This window comes from Kitasatospora sp. NPDC024654 (assembly GCF_055559155.1).
The window spans coordinates 165921-185961 of the sequence record NZ_JBVHLF010000007.1 but is presented as its reverse complement, the minus strand read 5'-3'; the positions used below and the strand labels follow the sequence as shown (position 1 = coordinate 185961).

The 20041-nt window shown below is 73.6% G+C and carries 16 protein-coding genes; 4 read left to right on the top strand and 12 right to left on the bottom strand.

Annotated elements, in window-relative coordinates; translation table 11 throughout:
* Window positions 1-751 precede the first annotated feature (751 nt).
* The 7 genes from ACZ38L_RS07025 to ACZ38L_RS06995 form a co-directional block, all read right to left on the bottom strand.
* A complete protein-coding gene (locus ACZ38L_RS07025; protein WP_465690001.1) occupies window positions 752-1753 on the bottom strand; it encodes a hypothetical protein in 1002 nt (333 codons plus the stop codon).
* Window positions 1750-2532, bottom strand: coding sequence for an RNA polymerase sigma factor (locus tag ACZ38L_RS07020; RefSeq protein ID WP_465689999.1), 783 nt, complete (start codon window positions 2530-2532; stop codon window positions 1750-1752). Before ACZ38L_RS07020 ends, ACZ38L_RS07025 begins: the two co-directional genes overlap by 4 nt.
* A 139-nt stretch (window positions 2533-2671) precedes the next feature.
* Entirely contained in the window at window positions 2672-3856 is a 1185-nt protein-coding gene (locus tag ACZ38L_RS07015) for an XdhC family protein (RefSeq protein ID WP_465689997.1), read from the bottom strand.
* Between the two features lie 95 nt (window positions 3857-3951).
* The gene (locus tag ACZ38L_RS07010; RefSeq protein ID WP_465689995.1) at window positions 3952-5445 is read right to left on the bottom strand and encodes an NCS2 family permease; all 1494 of its coding nucleotides are present in this window, start codon (window positions 5443-5445) and stop codon (window positions 3952-3954) included.
* A 276-nt stretch (window positions 5446-5721) separates the two neighbouring features.
* A complete protein-coding gene (pucD, locus tag ACZ38L_RS07005; protein ID WP_465689993.1) occupies window positions 5722-8082 on the bottom strand; it encodes a xanthine dehydrogenase subunit D in 2361 nt (786 codons plus the stop codon).
* Window positions 8079-8564: a (2Fe-2S)-binding protein gene (locus ACZ38L_RS07000; protein ID WP_396562118.1), complete on the bottom strand. Its 486-nt coding sequence runs from the start codon at window positions 8562-8564 to the stop codon at window positions 8079-8081. The genes pucD and ACZ38L_RS07000 overlap by 4 nt, the downstream gene beginning before the upstream one ends.
* Window positions 8561-9448, bottom strand: a complete 888-nt coding sequence (locus ACZ38L_RS06995; RefSeq protein ID WP_465689990.1) for an FAD binding domain-containing protein — start codon at window positions 9446-9448, stop codon at window positions 8561-8563. Before ACZ38L_RS06995 ends, ACZ38L_RS07000 begins: the two co-directional genes overlap by 4 nt.
* A gap of 529 nt (window positions 9449-9977) precedes the next feature.
* On the opposite strand from ACZ38L_RS06995, the gene ACZ38L_RS06990 reads away from it, so the two are divergent.
* Window positions 9978-11570, top strand: coding sequence for a PucR family transcriptional regulator (locus tag ACZ38L_RS06990; RefSeq protein ID WP_465689988.1), 1593 nt, complete (start codon window positions 9978-9980; stop codon window positions 11568-11570).
* Window positions 11571-11621: 51 nt separating this feature from the next.
* On the opposite strand, the gene ACZ38L_RS06985 is transcribed toward ACZ38L_RS06990, so the two are convergent.
* A complete protein-coding gene (locus ACZ38L_RS06985) occupies window positions 11622-12740 on the bottom strand; it encodes an alpha/beta hydrolase (RefSeq protein WP_465689986.1) in 1119 nt (372 codons plus the stop codon).
* Between the two features lie 365 nt (window positions 12741-13105).
* On the opposite strand from ACZ38L_RS06985, the gene ACZ38L_RS06980 reads away from it, so the two are divergent.
* Both ACZ38L_RS06980 and ACZ38L_RS06975 read left to right on the top strand, forming a co-directional pair.
* A complete protein-coding gene (locus tag ACZ38L_RS06980; RefSeq protein WP_465689984.1) occupies window positions 13106-14209 on the top strand; it encodes an ROK family glucokinase in 1104 nt (367 codons plus the stop codon).
* Between the two features lie 149 nt (window positions 14210-14358).
* Window positions 14359-15162: an exodeoxyribonuclease III gene (locus tag ACZ38L_RS06975; RefSeq protein ID WP_465689982.1), complete on the top strand. Its 804-nt coding sequence runs from the start codon at window positions 14359-14361 to the stop codon at window positions 15160-15162.
* A 34-nt stretch (window positions 15163-15196) separates the two neighbouring features.
* Here the strand turns inward: ACZ38L_RS06975 and ACZ38L_RS06970 are convergent, their stop codons facing one another.
* Complete coding sequence (locus tag ACZ38L_RS06970; RefSeq protein ID WP_465689980.1) at window positions 15197-15616, bottom strand: cytidine deaminase family protein; 420 nt, start codon at window positions 15614-15616, stop codon at window positions 15197-15199.
* Window positions 15617-15708: 92 nt separating this feature from the next.
* Window positions 15709-16425, bottom strand: coding sequence for a lysoplasmalogenase (locus ACZ38L_RS06965; RefSeq protein WP_465689978.1), 717 nt, complete (start codon window positions 16423-16425; stop codon window positions 15709-15711).
* A gap of 289 nt (window positions 16426-16714) precedes the next feature.
* Here ACZ38L_RS06965 and ACZ38L_RS06960 point away from each other — a divergent pair, with 289 nt between their 5' ends.
* Window positions 16715-18568 carry a DUF2398 family protein gene (locus ACZ38L_RS06960; protein WP_465689976.1) on the top strand — a complete coding sequence of 618 codons (1854 nt, stop codon included), beginning with the start codon at window positions 16715-16717 and terminating at the stop codon, window positions 18566-18568.
* A 46-nt stretch (window positions 18569-18614) separates the two neighbouring features.
* Here ACZ38L_RS06960 and ACZ38L_RS06955 read toward each other — a convergent pair whose 3' ends face one another.
* Both ACZ38L_RS06955 and ACZ38L_RS06950 read right to left on the bottom strand, forming a co-directional pair.
* Window positions 18615-19472 carry a class I SAM-dependent methyltransferase gene (locus tag ACZ38L_RS06955; protein ID WP_465689974.1) on the bottom strand — a complete coding sequence of 286 codons (858 nt, stop codon included), beginning with the start codon at window positions 19470-19472 and terminating at the stop codon, window positions 18615-18617.
* 121 nt (window positions 19473-19593) lie between these two features.
* Window positions 19594-19896 carry a hypothetical protein gene (locus ACZ38L_RS06950; RefSeq protein WP_465689972.1) on the bottom strand — a complete coding sequence of 101 codons (303 nt, stop codon included), beginning with the start codon at window positions 19894-19896 and terminating at the stop codon, window positions 19594-19596.
* Between the last annotated feature and the right edge of the window lie 145 nt (window positions 19897-20041).

Below are 20041 nucleotides of genomic sequence, written 5' to 3'. Positions count from 1 at the left end.
CGGCCGTCTCGGCGGCGAGCTGTTCGGCCATCCGCTGCCAGACCCGTTCCGCGATGGCGAGTTCGTCGCGCTCGGCCCGGACCTCCGCGAGCTGTCTGGCCAGCTGTTCTTCGAGTTCGTCCAGTTCCGCGCGTCGCGCGGCGATCCGTTCCGCGATCTCGGACTCCACCATGAGCCGGATCGTAGGCCTCACCAGGCCCGGCACGCGGAGGAACCGGCGAAACCGGCCCGTCAGACGATCAAGACGGCAGACTCTTGCCCACGACCAGCACGAGCACCCCGGAAAGCCGCCACGCCAGCCCCTCCGACCAGCACGTTCGAAGATGGCGAAGGCTCAATGTCAAGAGCATGACAAGATCTTCTCCAGGTGCACACGATCTCCTTGCTGGAAGCCGGAGTTCGGGCGCTCACCGCACCATACACGCAGGGCAACTTCTGGTCACTCGTCAGGCTGCCCGCCATGGGTGGGATTCGCGGTGACCCGGTGACCCTGGCGGGTGGCAGGGCCAGACGGTGACCGTGGGGCCGACGGGACGCGTCGACGGGACGCCATGGGGCCCGGGCTCGGTCCGGCCGACCCCTGCCGGACCGAGCCCAGGCGTACCACGGGTCGGTGGTGGACCCGGGGGAGTCCGCCACCGCTCCGGTGGCCGGCAGCCAACTCATGCACAGTCGGGGCTGCCGGTGATCCGGCCGGATGGCGTGTCCGGGGAGACCGCCATCCGTCCGGAGTTCGTGGGTGTTCCGCTGGTTACCGGCTGCCCCCTACGATGCCGAGCAGGGCCGGGAGTTGGGGCGTGGGCGGGATCAGCACGGGCAGCCCGCCGCCCACCGTGGGACGACTGGTGCCCTGGCCGCCCTGGTCCGGGCCGCCCGGGTCGGGGTGGTTGCCCGGGCCGCCGCCGTGGCCGTGACCGTCATGGACGGTGCCACCGGGGTCGACGGGAGTGCCTGAGCCACCGTCGTGGTCGGAGGTGGCGCTCGGGGACGGACCGGCGGAACCGGCCGGCCTGCTCGAAGCGCCCGCGGACGAGCCGGCCGAGGGCGTGCCGGCCGAACCCGGAGCGGGCCCGACCGCGGGGCTCGGGGACGCGAGGAGGTCCGCGCAGAAGTCCCGGACCCGGTTCGGGCCGCCCGCCGCGCGCGTCAGCGGCTCGAACCGGGAGTCTGCGGTGGCCTGGCCCGGCTCGGCCCAGGCCAGGCAGAGTCCGGCCAGCAGCTGGGCCGACGCCCGGTCACCGGGCACCTGGTCGGCCGCCGGCGGCCTGGTCGACCGGTCCGGACGGTCGACCGCGCGCCCACTGGGCCGCGCCGAGGCGATGGCCGCGGCGCTGTCGGACACCGTGTCGTCGGGCGAACCACCCAGCACGGTGGGCAGGTACCCGCCCCCGGCCGCCATGGCGACGCCACCGACGGCGGTCGCCGCGAGCGCGACCACGGCGACCTTGGCGCTGAGGAAGCGCGCCGGTGCGCAACTGGTCATCCAAGGCCTCCGGGGCTGGCGGGTGGCGGGCTGGGTGCTGCTGGTCGGGCGGACGGTCGGGTCGGCGGAGCCGGGGCTGAGATGGGCCGCCTCCCGGAACGCGGCCAGGGCCGCCTCCTCCCCGGCCAGCTCGGTCGCGGTGGCAGGGCCGGCCGCGGCGGCGAGCAGATCGGCGAGGGCGTCCCGACCGCCCTGCGTACCGTCCGCGGCGCCGGTGAGCAGCTGCTCGGCGGCGTCTCGGTCGATCCGACGGGATCGGTTGGTGCTCATCTCATGTCCTTCAGCGTCGGAGCTCCGGGCGGTGTCACACCTTCGGAAGAATTTTCGGCAGAACTTTTCCGGGAGGGCCCGGTCGACTGTCGGGAGGGCTCCGCCGCCGTCCGTGAGGACTCCGCCGTGGCCCGCTGGCCGGGTACCGCACCGCGCGATTCGAGCAGTTTGGCGAGCCTGCGCAGCCCGCGGTGGGCGGCCATCCGGACGGTGCCGGCCCGCTTGCCCAGCACTCGGGCCGCGCTCTCGGCGTCCAACTGCATCACCACGCGCAGCAGTACCGCCTCGGCCTGGTCCCGCGGCAGCCCGGCGATCAGCGCCAGCGCCTCCCGGGTGCCCGCGGCGGTGAGCACCGCGCCCTCGGTGTCGTCCCGGGCCGGGAGGTCGAGCAGCTCCTCGACCGGCAGGTCGCTGGTGGGTCGGCGGCGCTTGGCACGCAGGTGGTCCATCGCGCGGTGCCGGCCGATGGTGGCGGCCCAGCCGCGGAACCCGTCGGTGTCACCGCGGAAGGTGTGGAGATCCCGGGCGATCTGCAGCCAGGTCTCCGAGGCGACGTCCTCGGCGTCCGAGCCGTCGCCGCCGACCAGCACTCTCAGGTAGCGCAGCAGCGGAGGCTGGACGGCGCGGAACAGCAGGCGGAAGGCCTCCTCGTCCCCTTCCTGCGCGGCCCGGACGGCTTCCGCGAGAGCCGGCGTCGATGTCTCTGGCGTCGGTGCCGCGGATGGCTCCGGCGGGCCGGCGGCGTCGGCGGCGCCGCCGTACTGATCTGCATTTCGCACTGCGCCATCATCGGGCATCAGGGTGAGGCGTCCTGCACGCACGTGCGAGCCGACGGGGGAGTGGGTGCTCCGGCCTCCTGGCCGACCTCTGATCACGGGCGCCGGTTTGCCAGGTGTCAGGCCGCCGGGGCCGCGCGGGTCAGGCGACCCGGCGCCGGCCCTTGGGCGCCGCCACCCCGTCGAGGTCGTGGTGGATCGGGCCGTTTCCGGCCGAGAGCGGGAGGCAGCCGCCGCCGCGGCGGGAGGCGACGATCTCGGCCGCCACCGCGACGGCGGTCTCCTCCGGGGTGCGGGCGCCCAGGTCGAGGCCGATCGGCGAGCGCAGCCGGGCGATCTCGGTCTCGGTCAGGCCCACCTCGCGCAGGCGTTCGTTGCGGTCCAGGTGGGTGCGGCGCGAGCCCATCGCGCCGACGAAGCCGACCGGCAGCCGCAGTGCGCGCTCCAGCAGTGGGATGTCGAACTTGGCGTCGTGGGTGAGCACGCACAGCACCGTCCGCCCGTCGATCAGATCGAGCTGGGTGTCCAGGTAGCGGTGCGGCCAGTCGACCACCACCTGGTCCGCGTCCGGGAACCGGCGCTCGGTGGCGAAGACCGGGCGGGCGTCGCAGACCGTCACGTGGTAGCCGAGGAACTTGCCGACCCGCACCACCGCGGCGGCGAAGTCGATCGCGCCGAAGACGATCATGCGCGGCGCCGGCACGTACGACTCGACGAAGAAGGTGACGGTCCCCTGCGCGGTGGGGTCGCACGGGCGGCCGTCCAGCGCGAGCACCACCCGGCCGGTCCGGCCGGCGTCCAGTATGGCCCGTGCCTCGGCGACCGCCGAACGCTCCAGCGCGCCGGTCGTGGTGAGGGCGGACGGCGTGGGGCGGAGCGTGCCGTGGTGGGCATTGGCGGTGACCGCGACGGTGGCGCCGAGCAGCCCGGCCGGACCCTCGATCACCCGGACCAGCGCGACCGGCGTGCCGGAGGCGATGTAGGCGATGCCGGCGTCGATCGCCGCATCGGCGCCCGGCACGACCGGCTGGACGAACACGTCGAGGATGCCGCCGCAGGTCAGACCCACCGCGAAGGCGTCCTCGTCGCTGTAGCCGAAGCGCTCCAGCACCGGCTCGCCGGAGACGATCGCCTCCTGGCACAGCTCGTACACGGCGCCCTCCACGCACCCGCCGGAGACGCTGCCGATCGCCTCGCCCGCGGCGTCCACGGCCAGTGCCGCGCCCGGGTCGCGCGGCGCGCTGCCGAAGACGCCGACCACGGTGGCGACCGCGAAGGAGCGCCCGGTGGCGTGCCAGGCGTGCAACTGCTCGGCGATGTCCTGCATGTCCGGTGCTCCTGTCGTCTGTGCGGGGGTGGTCGGGGAGAAGCAGTGAGCGCGGTACGGGGGTCGTCGACCCCCGTACCGCGGCGGGTGACCGATCAGTGCACGCCGAGCCATTCCTTGATCGGCGTCAGCGCGAAGTACACGACGAACACCGCGGTCAGAATCCACATCAGCGGACCGGGCTCGCGCCACTTGCCCCTGCCCGCCTTGATCACCACATAGGAGATCACGCCGGCGGCGACACCCGCGGTGATGCTGTAGGTGAAGGGCATCAGCACGCAGGTCAGGAAGGCCGGAATGGCCACCTCGCGGTCCGCCCAGTCGATGTGCCGGGCCTGACTCATCATCATCGAGCCGATGACGACCAGTGCCGCGGAGGCGACCTCGACCGGCACGATCCCGGCCAGCGGGGAGAAGAAGAGCATCAGGGCGAACACGCCGCCGGTGACCACCGAGGAGAGGCCGGTCCGCGCGCCCTCGCCGACGCCGGTGGCGGACTCCACGAAGACCGTCTGGCCGGAGGCACCCGCCAGCCCGCCGATGATGCCGCCGGTGCCGTCGACGAACAGGGCCTTGCTCAGGCCGGGCATCCGGCCCTGCTCGTCGGCCAGCCCGGCCTCGGTGCCGACGCCGATGATGGTGGCCATCGCGTCGAAGAAGCCGGCCAGCACCAGGGTGAAGACCGCGACCGAGGCGCTGATCGCACCCAGGCCCTTGCCACCGAAGGCGCCGAACAGGTCCACGCGGCCGAAGAGGCCGAAGTCCGGCGCGGAGACCGGGCTGCCCGGCCAGACCGGCGCCGAGCTGGCCCAGGCCTTGGCGGGCAGGTGGGCGACCTGGTTGACGACGAACGCGAAGACGGTGCCGGAGGCGATGCCGATCAGGATCGCGCCGCGGACGTTGCGGGCCAGCAGGACGAAGATCGTCAGCAGTGTCACCGCGAAGCAGACCACCGGCCAGCCGGCCAGCTCGCCGAAGGGCCCGAGGGAGACCGGGGTGGGCCCGCCGGTGTGCACGAAGCCGGACTTGACCAGGCCGATCAGCGCCACGAAGAGGCCGATGCCGATGGTGATGGCGTGCTTGAGCGGCAGTGGGATGCCGTTCATGATCTTCTCGCGCAGGCCGGAGACGACCAGCAGCACGATCAGCAGGCCGTAGATGACGCAGAGGCCGAAGGCCTGCGCCCAGGTGGTGTGCGGCACGACCAGGGCGGAGACCGCGCCGGAGACCGAGAGGCCGGCGGCGGCGGCCAGCGGCGCGTTGCCGACCACGCCCAGCAGGATCGTGGTCACGGCCGCGGCGAGTGCCGTCGCGGTGGTGAGCTGCGCGTGGTCGAGCTTGGCGCCGGTGACGTCCGCGCCGCTCAGGATGATCGGGTTGAGCAGGACGATGTAGGCCATCGCCATGAAGGTGGTGAGGCCACCTCTGAGCTCGTCGCCGAAGGTCGACCCTCTGGCCGAGATCTTGAAGTACGCGTCCAGGGCGTTCTTCGGGACCGGGTCCGGCGCGGGTGCCTCGGCCTGCGTGGGGGTGCCGGCCTGGGCGGGAATCTCTTCAGTGGTGCCGGGGTCCGTGGGGATCCGGGTCATGTCCACTCCCAAGTGTCATAGGGGATTGGGGTGGGCGAGTCGACCTGGCTGTCGGTTGGGGACGACAGGAGGGGGACTTGTTCGACTCACGAGGCGCACTCTGTGGTGCCCGCGGTGCGTTGGGGTGGTGCGCACCGCTGCAGAGCCCCGGCGTGGGAGAGGCAGCGGATTGATGCACAACAGTCTTGCCTGGATCTGTTGTCGTGGGTGGGGTGGAGCGGCCCCGGGGCGGCGGGGGAAGACTGGCCGCCGCCCCGGGGAGGTTGGGGGTGCTGCCTAGAGCGTCCCGGTGAGGTGCTCGGGGCGGACCGGCACCCGGTTGAGGGCGATGCCGGTGGCGGCCCGGATGGCGGCCACGATCGACGGGGTGGAGGACACCGTCGGGGCCTCGCCGACGCCGCGCAGCCCGTACGGGGCGTTGGGGTCGGGCAGTTCGAGCATGTCGACCGGGATCGGCGGGACGTCCAGGATGGTGGGGATCAGGTAGTCGGTGAAGGAGGCGTTGCGCACCTTGCCGTCCGTGACGATGATCTCCTCCATCACCGCGAGGCCCAGGCCCTGGGTGCAGCCGCCCTGGATCTGGCCGATCACCGAGAGCGGGTTGAGCGCCTTGCCGACGTCCTGGGCGGCGGTCAGCTCGACGACCTTGACCAGGCCGAGCTCGACGTCGACGTCGACCACCGCGCGGTTGGCGCAGAAGGTGTACTGGACGTGGCCGAAGCCCTGTCCGGTCTCCTTGTCGAACGGGACGGTCGGGCGGTGGTGGTGTTCGCGGGTCAGGTCGATCGCGTCGTCGCCGAGCAGGTCGACCATCGTGACCAGCACGCCCGCCGACTCGGAGACCACCTTGCCGCCGGTCAGCGTGATGTCGTTCCGGGTCCAGCCGTAGCGCTGGCGGCCCTTGGCGATCAGTGCCTGCTTGACGGCCTCGGCGGCCAGCTTGACCGCGCCGCCGGTCATGTAGGTCTGCCGGGAGGCGGAGGTGGAACCGGCCGAGCCGACCTCGGTGTTGGCCGGGTGGATGGTGACCTTCTCGACGCCCAGCTCGGTGCGGGCGATCTGGCCGTGCACGGTGACGCCGCCCTGGCCGACCTCGGCCATCGCGGTGTGCACCATGGCGACCGGCTCGCCGCCGATCACCTCCAGGCGGACCCGGGCGGTGGAGTAGTCGTCGAAGCCCTCGGAGAAGCCGACGTTCTTGATGCCGACCGAGTAGCCGATGCCGCGCACGATGCCCTCGCCGTGCGAGGTGTTGGAGAGCGCGCCGGGGACCTCACGGATGTCCAGGTTGTCCAGGTCCAGCGGCGGCGGCAGCGGCATGTCCTTGACCCGCTGCAGCAGTTCGGCGACCGGGGCCGGCGAGTCGATCAGCTGGCCGGTGGGCATGTGGTCGCCCTCGGACATCGCGTTGAGCTGTCGCAGCTCGACCGGGTCCATGCCCAGTTCGGCGGCCAGCTTGTCCATCTGCGACTCGTAGCCGAAGCAGGCCTGGACCGCGCCGAAGCCGCGCATCGCGCCGCAGGAGGGGTTGTTGCTGTAGAGGGCGATGGCCTCCATCCGTACGTTCGGGATCACGTACGGGCCGTGGCCCAGCGAGGCGGCGTTGCCGACCACGGCGGGCGAGGCGGAGGCGTAGGCACCGCCGTCCAGCACGATCCGGGCGTCGGCGAAGACCAGCTTGCCGTCCCGGGTGGCGCCGTGCTCGTAGGTCATCCTGGCCGGGTGACGGTGCACGTGGCCGAAGAACGACTCGTCGCGGGAGTAGACGATCTTGACCGGCTTGCCGGTGCGCTGCGCCAGCAGGCAGGCGTGGATCTGCATCGACAGGTCCTCGCGGCCGCCGAACGCGCCGCCGACGCCGGCCAGGGTGAGCCGGACCTTCTCCTCCGGCAGTGCCAGCACCGGGGCCATCTGCTGGCGGTCCACGTGCAGCCACTGGGTGGCGATGTAGAGGTCGATGCCGCCGTCCTCGGCCGGCACCGCCAGGCCGGACTCCGGGCCGAGGAAGGCCTGGTCCTGCATGCCGACCTGGTACTCGCCCCTGACGACGACGTCCGCCATCGCCCGCACCTCGTCGGTCACGCCCAGACCGGAGACCAGCTTCTGCGAGTGCACGACGTTGCCGGAGCCGTGCGACTTGTACTCGTGCGGCTCGTGCACGTACCCGTACTTCTCCGGGTTGAGGCACTGCTCCTCGGTGACGATCGGGGTGAGCACCTCGTACTCGACCTTGATCTTCTTCACCGCGCGGCGGGCCGTCTCCGGGTGGTCGGCGGCGACCAGGGCGATCGCCTCACCGTGGTAGCGGACCTTGTCGATCGCCAGCGCCGGCTGGTCCTGGATCTCCAGGCCGTAGAACTTGGAGCCGGGGATGTCCTCGTGGGTGAGCACCGCGTGGACGCCGGGCACCTTGAGCGCCTCGGAGACGTCCACCGAGAGGATGTTGGCGCGCGGGTGCGGTGAGCGCAGCGCCATCCCCCACAGCATGTCCTCGTGCCACATGTCCGAGGAGTACGCGAACTCGCCCCTGACCTTCAGCGTGCCGTCCGGGCGCAGTGGCGAGCCGCCGATGCCGTCCGGGCTGCCGGTGGTGATGTCCTGCAGGTTCTTCTGACCCTGGATGGTGCGCGTGCTCATTCCGTGGACCCCGCCTTCTGGCACTTGCGGGCGGACGCCAGCCGCACCGCGTCCATGATCTTCTCGTAGCCGGTGCAGCGGCACAGGTTGCCGCTCAGCGCCTCACGGATGTCGGTGTCACTCGGCTGGGGGTCACGGTCCAGCAGCGCGTGGGTCTGGACCAGCAGGCCCGGGGTGCAGAAACCGCACTGCACGGCGCCGGCGTCGATGAACGCCTGCTGTACCGGGTCCAGGCCGCTCTCGTCGGCCAGGCCCTCGACCGTGCGGACCTCGCGGCCCTGCACCTGACCGGCCGCGACCAGACACGAACAGACCGGCGTGCCGTCCAGGTAGACCGTGCACGAGCCGCACTCGCCCTGCTCGCAGGCGTTCTTGGAGCCCGGCAGGCCCACCCGCTCGCGCAGCACGTAGAGCAGGCTCTCGCCCTCCCACACGTCATCCGCCTCGACCGGCTTGCCGTTGGCGGTGAAAGTGACCCTCATGCCGCGCTCCTGATCTGCTTGCCGTAGTCGTTCCAGGTCCAGGTCAGCGTGCGCCGGGCCATCACGGCCAGCGAGTGCCGCCGGTAGTCGGCGGTGCCCCGGACGTCGTCGATCGGGGAGGCGGCGGCCTTGACCAGCTCGCCGAACCGCTGGATCACCTCGGTGCCCAGCAGTTCGCCGGACTCCCACAGGCCGCGCTCGGCGAGCACGCCCTGCAGGTACTCCTCCGCCTCGACGGCACGGCGCGGCGTGGGGGCGGCCGAACCGATGCCCGTTCCGACGGTGCCGGTCCTGGGGTGCAGCGCGAAGCCGAACGCGCAGACCGCGATCACCATCGCGTTGCGGGTGCCGATCTTCGAGAACTGCTGCGGCCCGTCCGCCACCGGGATGCGCACCGCGCGGATCAGCTCGTCCTGCTCCAGGCTGTTGCGCTTCACCCCGACGTAGAACTCGTCGATCGGGATCAGCCGGGTGCCACGCACCGAGTGCGCCTCGACGAACACGTCCCGACCGGCGGCCAGCAGCGCTGGGTGCGCGTCACCGGCCGGCGAGGCGCCGCCCAGGTTCCCGCCGACCCCGCCGCGGTTGCGGATCTGCGGCGAGCCGACGGTGTGGGCCGCGAGTGCCAGACCCGGCAGGGGGCCGGAGAGCTCCTCGATGATCCGGGTGTAGGGCACCGAGGCGCCCAGTCTCACCACGTCATCGGTGATGGACCACTCGGACAGCTCAGTCACGCGGTTCAGGTCGAGCAGCGCGGACGGCCGGTGCACGTCGAAATTCATCTCGACCATCACGTCCGTGCCACCGGAGATCGGCAGCGCGGTCGGGTACTCAGCCTTCGCCGCGAGCGCCTCGTCCCAGGTAGCGGGCCGCAGGAACTCCATGCGGGTGTCTCCTCAAGTCGTCGCCAATCGAACCTTTGGGCACCGTGCCCGGACTCCGCAGGGCTTCGCCCGTTCGGGGGCCTCGGCGCGAGAGTCCACACCTTCGGTGTTCGGACTCGGCACCGGAGCGTTGCCGCGGCGTCGGGTCCTGGTCACCGGGGTGTGTCCGGCGGCGTGTGGCCAGTGAACTCCCGTTCGGCCGTCCGGAGGCAGTCACCGATGGCATGAAGCCCGTGCGCCGGGGTCGCCCGGCATCCTGTACGTTCCTCTAAGGGCAATGAATGCCCAGCTGAGCGGTTTTCCAGCCGCCCCATACGACCGTAATCCGGCCGTGATGACGAAGCGACGGCCCCGTGACCCCGCGGAGCGCTGATACGTAACACCGAAGGCCCGGATTCGGGCACACTGTGAGCCCCCTCACCTGCGGCGACCACCCCACGCTGCGCTCACCGCAGCCCGCCCCATCCCCGCTCCCACCCCCACGACCGACCCCCTCCGGCCCCCACAAGCCCAGACAAGGAGTCCGCGGATGCGCGTCCGTGACCTGCTCGCCCCCGGAGCCCCGAGACTTCGGTTGCTCGCCGCCGAGGACGAGCTCGACCGACAGGTCAGCGGCGTCATGACCACGGACCTGCACGACCCGGGCCGCTACCTGCACGGGGGCGAGCTGGTGCTGACCGGGATGCTGTGGCGCGCCGCGCCGGAGGACTCCGAGCGGTTCGTCCGTACCCTGGCGGCCGGCGGGGCGGTCGCCCTGGCGGCGGGCGAGGCCGAGGTCGGGCCGGTCCCCGAGGACCTGATCGACGCCTGCCGCCGGCACCGGATGCCGCTGCTGGCGGTCCCCGACGACATCGCCTTCAGCACGCTGACCGAGTTCATCGGCCGCCAGGTCTCCGCCGACCGGGCCGCCGACCTGGCCGCCCTGGTCGACCGGCACCGGCTGCTGGTCACCGCGGCCGGCGGCGGCGGTCTGGACGCCGTGCTCAACCTGCTCGGCGGCGACCTCGACCTGGACTGCTGGGTGCTCACCCCGACCGGCCGGGTGGTGGCCGGCCCCGCCGAGCACCTCGGCGCCGAGGACCGCGAGCAGCTGGTCCGCGCCCACCTGGCGGCCCAGCGGCAGCGCCGCCGCCCGCCGCACCGGGCCCGGCTGGCCTCCGGCTCGTACTCGCTGCTGCCCGCCGCCGTCGATCCGGAGGACGAGGCGCCGCTCTCCGACTGGGTGCTGGCGATCGCCGGCGACGTCACCGAGTGGACCACCAAGCGCCAGCAGCTCGCCGAGAACCTGTCCCGGCTGGTGGCAGCCGAGCGCACCCGACGGGACGAGGGGCGCCGGCTGCGCCGCCGGCTGGCCGACGAGGTGCTGACCCTGCTGCAGCGCGACGCCGACCCGGCCGAGATCAGCCGCACCCTGCACGCCTCCTCGGCGATGGCCGCCAAGTACGAGGGCGCGGTGCCCAGGACCCCGGTGTCGGACACCTCCTGGCTGGTGCTCAGCGCGGAGGGCACCGGTCTGCCGGACGGCGCGGTGCGGACCATCCTGGAGGAGGCGCTGACCGACACCACCGACCGGGCGCTGGTGGCCGGCACCGGCACCTCAGCGGTGGTCGTGATGCCGGCGCTGGAGGCCGCGGTGCCCGCCGACGCGCTGCGCGACCTGCTGGCGCCGCTGGAGGCCGGGCTCGGCTCGGAGGGCCGGATCACCGTCGGCGTCTCGGCGCCCGCGCTGGAGGCCGGCGGGCTGCGCGGTGCGCTGGAGGAAGCCCGGCACGCGCGGCGGATCGCCGCCGCCCGGGTCGGCCGGGTCTGCGTCTCCGGCCCGGAGGAGCTGGCTTCGCACGTGCTGCTGCTGGCCGCCGTGCCGGACGAGGTGCGCCGGGCGTTCCGCAGCCGGCTGCTGGACAAGGTGATCGGCTACGACATCGAGCACCAGGCGGACCTGGTGCGCACCCTGGAGGCGTTCCTCCGTTCGGACGGCTCGTGGACCCGCTGCGCCGCCCAGCTGCACGTGCACGTCAACACGCTGCGCTACCGGATCGGCCGGATCGAGGAGCTGACCGGCCGTGACCTGTCCCGGCTGGAGGACCGGGTGGACTTCTACCTGGCCCTGGAACTGGCCTGACCGGACGTCGGGCCGACGACCGGTCAGGATCTGGCGATCAGGACGGGGTGATCAGGGCTGGGCGGGGATGATCCCGGTCAGCCACTTGAACACCTGGGGGACCATCGGCTTCCACAGTGCCGGGGTGTGCGGGCCGGTGGTCTCGACCACCGTCACCGTGGTCGGCGCCTTGGCCGCCTTGGCCAGCGCCTGACCGGCCTCGTAGCCGTCGCCCGCGTCCCCGGCCTCGTAGAGCGCGACGTTCGGCGGGGTGGCGGCGTGGGTCAGCACGTAGAGCGGGTTGGCGATCTCGCGCAGGTGCGGGTCCTTGGCGGTCAGCGAGTCCGGCTCGGCGGCCGGGTCGTTGTAGCCGGACATGCTGATGCCCGCGCGGTAGCGGTCGGGGTGCTCCAGCGCCAGCCGGCTGGCGCAGTGCGCCCCGGCCGAGTAGCCGGCCACCGCCCAGCGGCTCGCGGACGGGTCGGCCCGGAAGTTGTCCAGGATCATCTGCGGCACGTCCCGGGAGAGCCAGGTGTCCGCGTTGATCTTGCCCGGCACGTCCGCGCAGCCGCTGTCGGTGCCGGTGCCGAGCAGCTGGGTGCGCGGCGAGACCAGGATGAACGGCGCCACCTGGCCGGACTGCATCAGCGGCTTGAGCTGCTCGGACACCTTCAGGGTGCCGAACCAGGTCTTCGAGGAGCCCGGGAAGCCCGGGAGCAGCTCGACCACCGGGAACTTCTTGTCCCTGTACGCGGGGTCGTTGTACTGCGGCGGCAGCCAGACGTTGACCTCGCCGTCGACCCCGGACAGCCGGCCCTTCAGGTCGGTGGTCTGCACGTCGCTCGGCACGGCCGGGTCGTCGATCGCCTTGAACTGCTGCAGCACCTTGGGCTGGGCCTTGGCGTCCGCGCCGCCGGCGCCCGCGTCGGCCGGCGGGGCGGACACCGAGCGGACGTGGCTGTCGCTGCCGAGCAGGTCGTCCCAGCTGCCGTAGAGCAGGTTGGCGTTGTTCACCAGGACGAAGACCAGCGTCACCGCGGTGGCCTGGCAGAACAGCAGCATGATCAGCCGGGCCAGGGCCTGCACCACCCTGGAGCCGCGGACCCGCCCCCACAGCAGCATGGCCACCACGATGGAGACGGGTACCAGCAGGATCGTGAGGATCAGGAAGGGCTTGCCTGTCAGTTGCATCAGGAGTTCTCGTATCCGGGTCGCCAGCCGCCCCGGACGCCGCTTGCCCGGTGCGCTTACCACTGGAGTGGACGGTCGTGAACGCGTGATCGGTTGCCGCTGAACCTGAGCGGAACCTGAGAGGAAGATCACGCGGGCATGAGAATCCACTGAATGCGGCCGCCCTAGTCTGTCATCTTTGCGACCGAGTCCCCTGCACGGGCCCAGAAAGTACTCAGCGGACTACCTGGCTGCCGCCCGCGAGCCGCCCCGGGGCCGCCCGGATGCCGCACCCGGCTGCTGCCGGCCGGGGCGGCGCGGGAGGATGGCAGCCGAGTCGTCCGTCGTTCCCGCCCCGTCGTCGCCGAGAAGGAGCCACCGCCGTCGTGACCGCCCCCCAAGGCCGGACCGGCCAGCCCGTCCTCCCCGCCCTGCTCGGCCTCGGCCAGCGCGGTGCCGACCGCCGTGGCCGCCGTCCGCTGCCCGCCAGCGTGTTGCGGCTGCCCACGATCGGCATCGACATCGGCGGCACCAAGGTGGTCGCGGGGGTGGTGGACGGCGAGGGGAGGATCGTCGAACAGCTGCGCACCGAGACCCCGCACAAGAGCAAGAGCCCCAAGGTCGTCGAGGACGTCATCGTCGAGCTGGTGCTGGAGCTGGCCGACCGGCACGACGTCCACGCGGTGGGCGTCGGCGCGGCCGGCTGGGTGGACGCCGACCGCTCCCGGGTGCTCTTCGCCCCGCACCTCAACTGGCGCAACGAGCCGCTGCGGGAGGCGCTCAGCGACCGGCTGAAGTTCCCGGTGGTGGTCGAGAACGACGCCAACGCGGCGGCCTGGGCAGAGTGGCGGTTCGGCGCCGGGCGCGGCGAGGACCTGTTGGTGATGATCACCCTGGGCACCGGGATCGGCGGCGCGGTGGTCCGGCATGGCTACGTCGACCGGGGCCGCTACGGGCTGGCCGGCGAGTTCGGGCACATGCAGGTGGTGCCGGGCGGACACCGCTGCCCGTGCGGCAACCGCGGCTGCTGGGAGCAGTACTCCTCGGGCAACGCGCTGGTCCGCGAGGCGCGCGAGCTGGCGGCCGCCGAGTCGCCGGTGGCCCAGCCGCTGCTCGCGATGGCCGGTGGGGACGTCGCGGCGATCACCGGCCCGTTGGTCACCGAGGCGGCCCAGGCCGGCGACCCGATGGCGGTGGAGCTGCTGCACGACATCGGCACCTGGCTGGGCGTCGGCCTGGCCAACCTGGCCGCCGCGCTGGACCCCGGGCGCTTCGTGATCGGCGGCGGCGTCTCGGCCGCCGGCGATCTGCTGCTCGCGCCGGCCCAGGACGCCTTCCGGCGCACCCTGACCGGGCGCGGCTTCCGTCCGGAGGCGCAGCTCGCCCGGGCCGCGCTGGGCAACGAGGCCGGACTGGTCGGCGCCGCCGACCTGGCCCGGTCGGTCGCCCGCCGGTTCCGCACGGTCAAGCGCAGCCGCGCGGAGCGGTAGGGCTCGACCGGCGGGACGGCGTTGTCGGTGCCGGGCGGTAGATTCGGTGACGGGTACCGGCCAGGCGGCCGGTGCCCGTCCGTCCGGGGGCCGGCCGGTGGCGGGAGCCCGGCGCCGGCCCCGCCGCACCGCCCCGGGAGGGCCCCGCCGTGACCGTCCGCATCGCCACCTGGAACATCAACTCCGTCACCGCGCGGCTGCCCAAGCTGCTGGAGTGGCTGGAGGGCGCCAAGCCCGACGTGCTGTGCCTCCAGGAGCTGAAGTGCGCCGCGGACTCCTTCCCCTACGAGGAGGTCGGCGCGCTCGGCTACGAGACCGAGGCGCACGGGACGGGCCGGTGGAACGGCGTCGCCATCCTCTCCCGGCTGGGCTTCGCCGACGTGGTCCGTGACCTCCCCGACCAGCCCGGCTACCTGGCCGACGACGCGCTGCTGCCGACCCTGGAGCCGCGCGCCATCGCCGCCACCTGCGGGCCGGTCCGGGTCTGGTCGGTGTACGTGCCGAACGGGCGCGAGGTCGACCACGCGCACTTCCGCTACAAGCTGGACTGGTTCGAGGCGCTCCGGGCCGCCGTGCGGGAGGACGCGGCCGGCGGTCGGCCGTTCGCGGTGCTCGGCGACTTCAACGTCGCGCCGACCGACGAGGACGTCTTCGACCCGGCCGCCTTCGAGGGCCTCACCCACGTCACCCCGGCCGAGCGGGCCGCGCTGGCGGCGCTGCGCGAGGCCGGCCTGGCCGACGTGCTGCCCCGGCCGCTGAAGTACGACCGGCCCTACACCTACTGGGACTACCGCCAGCTGGCCTTCCCGAAGAACCGCGGCATGCGGATCGACCTCACCTACGGCAACGCCGCCTTCGTGAGCGCGGTCACCGACAGTTACGTCGACCGGGAGGCCCGCAAGGGCAAGGGCACCTCGGACCACGCGCCGGTCGTCGTCGACCTGGCGCTCTGAGTCCACCGGGCGCGCCGGCCCACCGGCCCGGGACCTACACCTGGTCGGCCCAGACGTAGGCCTCGGGCAGCAGCTCGCGGACCGGGACGCCGCGCAGCCAGCCGCCGGTGTTGATGATCACGGTGAGTTCCGGATAGTAGTCCAGCAGCACCTGTCGGCAGCGGCCGCAGGGCGGGATCACCCCGCGGCCGCGGTCCGCCACCGCGACCATGCCGGTCAGCTCGCGGACGCCCTGCGCCACCGCGGCGCCGATCACCACCAGCTCGGCGCACGGCCCGCCGGTGAAGTGGAAGGCGTTCACCCCCGTGACGATCCGGCCGTCCCGAGCCCGGGCCGCGGCGGCCACGGTGTGCAGCTCACCGTGGCAGGCGGTCTCGGCCACCCGGGTGGCCGCATGGACGAGTTCGAGGTCGAGGTCCGGTTCCCGGCACGCGTGGCCGCTGTCCGTGGTCATGGCACTGCCTGCCTCTCTGCCCGGGCCTCCTTCGCCGCCCCGGGGGTCCGACCGTACGACACCGGGACGGTCCGCGCTCCTCGGCCCGCGCCTCAGCGCTCCTCGGCCCGCAGCGCGGCGGTGGCCAGCAGGTACTGGGCGGCCAGGTAGGTGGACATGATCCAGAACTCGTGCCCCGGCAGCTCCCGCCAGCCCGCCAGCCGGGTCGCGATCAGGGTGTCGGAGAGCAGGAACAGCCCGCCGCCGAGCCCGCCGCGCGGGCCGAGGCCGGCCGAGCTCACCGCGGTGGCGGCGAGCAGCAGGCTGTAGCCGGCCACCGGCACCCGCAGCGCGCCCAGCCCCGGCCAGAGCTGACTGATCATCACCGCCCAGGCCGTCCCGTACGCCGCCGCCACCAGGGCGGTGCGGCGCCGGTCGGTCAACGCGCCCTGCTTGGCGAACATCGTGACGAAGCAGACGTGCGCCGCGGCGAACGCGCCCATCCCGGCCAGGAACGCGCTCTCGTCCTCGAACTGCAGCAGGGTGTCCCCGGCCGCGCTCGCCAGCAGCGCGGGGACCAGCGGCCGGGCCGCGCCGGTCGTGCCCGGGTCCTCCGCGCCGGTGGCGCGGGCGGCCCGGGTACCGAGCACGTGCGCGGCCAGCAGCGGCATCAGCGCCGGCTTGGTGGCCCGTTCCACGCCCCGGCCGGCCGTCAGCAGCGCGCCCAGGTGCGCCGCCGAGGTGGCGGCGAAGGCACCCAGCAGCCCGCGGGCTCGTCCGCTGCCGCGGCCCGAGAACGTCGTCGTGCGGATGGCGAGGCTGTTCAGCATGGGGGAGGACCTCCGGGTCGGTCTTGGCGGGTTCGGGTTGCCGGCCCGGAGCCCCGCTCGTCCATCCCCGGCACGATACGGGGACGAGCAGCGGAGCGGGAAGGGGATGTTACTCCCGCGTAGCCCGGTGGCCGCGCGGCCGTCCCCCACGTGTCGCCGTCGTACCGCACCGCAACCGCAAGGCAGCGGCTGAGCCCCCGTCCGGGTGTCTTAGGCTATTGCCCGACAAGATGAAGGCGGGACGGACATGCCGGGCGGTGAGCGCACCCGGCGGCACGGCGGAGGGCGCGTGAACGGGGGCGGAGCGCTGGGCGGTGCCGGTCGGCCCCTCGGTGACGGCGCGACCGTCGGCCGGCCGGGCCCGTTCCGTCCGATCGGCGTACTGACGCTCGAACCGGAGGCCGCGTCAACCCCGCTGCCCGGCCTCCGACCGGACGACGCGCCGGTGCCGGCCGTGCTGCCCCGCACCCGCTGCGCCCACGAACCCGCCGAGGGCTGCCCGCTGGCCCGGTCGGCGCCGGACGCGGTGTCGGGCCTGCTGCGACTGGCCGGACGCTTCGCCCGTGCGGCCGACGACCGTGCGGCCCACGACCTCTTCGCCGCCGCCTTCGGCCTCTACAGCGCCCGGCACTTCGGCCTGGCACCGGATCAGGACGCCGCCGACCTGGCGGAGGTGAGCTGGTGGCACGGCCCGACGGTCGGTCAGCCGCTCGCCCCGGCGCCGGCGCCGGTGTCCGCGCAGCCCAGCGAACCGGGCGGTTCGCCGACCCGGCGCCGCCCGCGCCGCGGTTGCGGTGAGGGGCCGGTGAGCCCCGCGGCCGGGCCCGAGGGCGGCACGGACGGCGCCGGACGGCGTACCGCCGGTCGCCACCGCAAGCCCGAACTGCCCGCCACCGGCGACCGCCCCGACGCGGCACTGGGCGTGGAGCGCCGCACGGCGGCACGGATGCTGCTCGCGCACCCGCTGGTCACCGCGACCGGGCCGCACGCGGAGGCGCTGCCACTGATCCGGCGTCACGCCGACTGGCTGACCGAACGTTTCGACGCGCTGCTGGGCTACCCCCTGGTGGTCACCGACGGCTTCGCCCGGTTGCTGAAGGCCCACCCCGGCGCCGACGCCCTGCGCGGCCTGGAGATCGACGGCAGGCCCTGCCCGCCCGAGGCCTACGCGGCTCTGGCGCTGGCTCTGGCCGAGCTCCTCACCGGGCCGCCCCGCCGGCCGCTGGCACAACTGACCGCCCGCCTCCTCGAACTCGCGGACACCGAGGGCCTCACCGCCCCCGGCCTGCCCGCCCCCAGCGGTCCCACCGCCCCCGCTTCCGCCGTCCGCGCTCCCGCCCTCACCGCGGCGATCGACCCGGGGGCCGTCGCCGCCGCGCTCGACGTCCTGGCAACCTGGCAGGTCCTCTCCACCCCCGCCACCCCCGACGGCGCCCCCGAGCCCTGGCTGGCCGTCGACCAGCAGCTCGCCTGCGCGCTCAGCGTCGGCTGCGCCGACTTCCCCTCCGCAGAGCCGGCGGAACGCTCCGACCGGCACGCCGGCATCCCGGTCGCGGTGCGGCGACGGCTGGCGGAGACCCCGGTCGTCCTCCTGCACGACCTCACCGCGCTGGAGCGGGAGTGGCTCTGGGAGTCCCGCCGGCAGGAGGCGGAGACCTTCGCCGACTTCCTGGGCCTCACCGCGGAGATCCGCAAGGAGGGGGTCGCGCTGCTGGACCCGGCCGGCGAACTCACCGATCTCCGGCTGCCCGGCACCGACGCCCCGGCGCACGCCGCGCTGCTCCTGGTCGAGCGGCTTGCCGAGCTCCTGCGCCCGCTCCCCGAGGACGGCGACGCGGCGGTCGGCGTGCCGATCCCGGAGGCGCTGATCGACGGCATCCTCGGCGACATCGCGGACGAGTACGGCGCCGGCGTGGGGTGGCGGCCCGCCCACCTGGCCCACCGCTCCGCCTTCCGTCGTGAGGTACTCGGCCTGCTCCACCGCATGAGCCTGATCACCCCGGCCCCGGCCGCCACCCTCCCGCCGGCACGCCCGGTCCGCGGCTGGCTGCTCCTGGCCCCGGCCGCCCGCTACGCCGCCCCCGCCGTACTCCGCCCCACCCCCGGCAACGGCCGCCACTCCCGGCGCGCCACGCACCCCTGACCCGCCCTCCTCGAGGAGTCGCTCCCGTCCCCGCACGCGTGCGGGGTCAGGCCGGCCTGACCCCGCGCAGGGCGAACATCAGCGGCACCTTCGGTGCGTCGTCCGGTAGCCGCCACCAGCCGTTCTCCTCCCGCTGCATGCTCGGGAAGCGCGGCCACGGCAGCAGGTCCGTCTCGCGCAGCCCCGCCACCCGCAGCCCCGCGCCCACCACCGCCTGCACGGCGTCACCGATGCCGTGCCGCCATTCGTAGCTCACCGTCGCCCCCAGCAGTGGCGGCCCGTCGGTGTAGGTGTGGGCGGAGTCGATCCGCACCGGCCCTCGGCCGCCCAAGTAGTCGCGGTGGAGACGCAGGTGTCCCTGCTCCTCGCCCGGCTGCGGAACCGGGCCGAGGGAGTTGAGCAGCGGATGGAACTCCACCACGTACAGCACGCCGCCCGGCCGCAGCAGGGTGTGCGCGATCTGCGCCCACCTGGCCAGGTCCGGCAGGTAGCAGAGCGCGCCCTTGCCGGTGTAGACGACGTCGAACCGCCGCCCGTCGAGCGCGGCCACCGCGTCGTGCACGTCGGCCCTGACGAACTCCAGGCCGCGCTCCGCCCCGGCGGCGAGCCGGCGGGCCTGCGCGATGGCCTCCCCGGAGAAGTCGAGTCCCACGGTGTGGGCCGCGCCGCGCTCGGCGAAGGCGCGGGTCTCGGTGCCGAGATGGCACTGCAGGTGGAGCACGGTGCGCCCGTGCAGGTCGCCGAGGTCCTCCCACTCGAAGGGCGCGAACCAGTCGGCGGGGGAGCGCGAGCCGTCCAGCCCGTAGAAGTCACTGGTCGCGTGCACCGGGGTACGGGCGTCCCAGTTCCGCTCGTTGGCCCGCAGCATCTCCGGGACGGTGGGCTCACGGCCTGCTGGTGTCATACCGGCGTTCCTACCCGCGCCACCGGCAGTGCCACACGTGAGGGAGGGCGGGGCGAAGGAGCTTCGTTCGAGGGGAGCCGGCCGGGCGTGGCGGGCGCGGTTCCGGGAGCCGCTGTCGCCGTCAGTGCGAGGCGGCCGCGGCGTTGACCGTGCCGTGCTGGACGGTCTCCACCGTCGCGCCGACGCCGAAGCCGCCGAGCGCGATGGACGCGGCCACCGCCGCGCAGGCCAGGATCCGGCGGTGGCGCTGCGGGAGCGGGAAACCGGAGGAGTTCGCGCCGGCCGCCGTGGCCGGGTGGGCCGAGTCGGCGGTGGCGTCCATCGCGCTCGCCGGGTACGCGTCGCGCAGGTCGCGCGCGTCCAGGGGGTCCAGCGCCGCCGGCCCGGGGAGCGGGCGGGGGGAGCGTGGCAGGTGGTCGTTCATGGTGATGAGCTTCCCAGTCAGGTGTTAAACGATGACGACACGAGGGTGAACGCCGCACCCGTCCCACGCGGCGATTCGGAACGGTGGTCCGGAAGCCTGCGCGGAACCCGCTGCGGCGGGCCGGATTCTGGGTGGGTCCGCTGGT